This window comes from Pseudoalteromonas sp. S4492, from assembly GCF_005886115.1.
GTDB lineage: Bacteria > Pseudomonadota > Gammaproteobacteria > Enterobacterales > Alteromonadaceae > Pseudoalteromonas > Pseudoalteromonas gelatinilytica.
This window is the reverse complement of sequence record NZ_PNCP01000200.1, coordinates 1-364: the sequence shown is the minus strand read 5'-3', so window position 1 is coordinate 364 and position 364 is coordinate 1. Positions and strand designations below refer to the sequence as shown.

1 protein-coding gene is annotated in these 364 nt (G+C 45.6%); it reads right to left on the bottom strand.

Annotated elements, in window-relative coordinates; translation table 11 throughout:
• Window positions 1–360 (bottom strand): tol-pal system-associated acyl-CoA thioesterase (ybgC, locus tag CWC28_RS21370; protein ID WP_138625758.1); only part of this gene is annotated, 360 nt, incomplete at its 3' end.
• Between the last annotated feature and the right edge of the window lie 4 nt (window positions 361–364).

The window sequence follows — 364 nt, the reverse complement described above, 5'->3', positions numbered from 1 at the left end:
TGTAATCGCTGTGGGTTTTCGGGTTTGACTGTCCAGACAGGCCACTACGAAACGACCCCCACATAATAAAACATCTTTACGACAAACCTGTTGCAGAAAAACCATTCTGGCTCTGCCCATACTTTCAATTCGGGCTGTCACGGTCAGAGAGTCATCCAGCTGGGCAATCTGTTTGAACTGGACGGAAGCATCCACCACCACTAGCTGCTTCTTTTCTTTTAGCAACTTCTGATGATCATAACCGGTACTTCGCAGATACTCGGTTCTGGCTCGCTCCATAAACTTCAGATAATTAACGTGATAGACGATGCCACCGGCATCCGTATCTTCATAATAAACTCGAACAGGTACAGAGAAAATATCA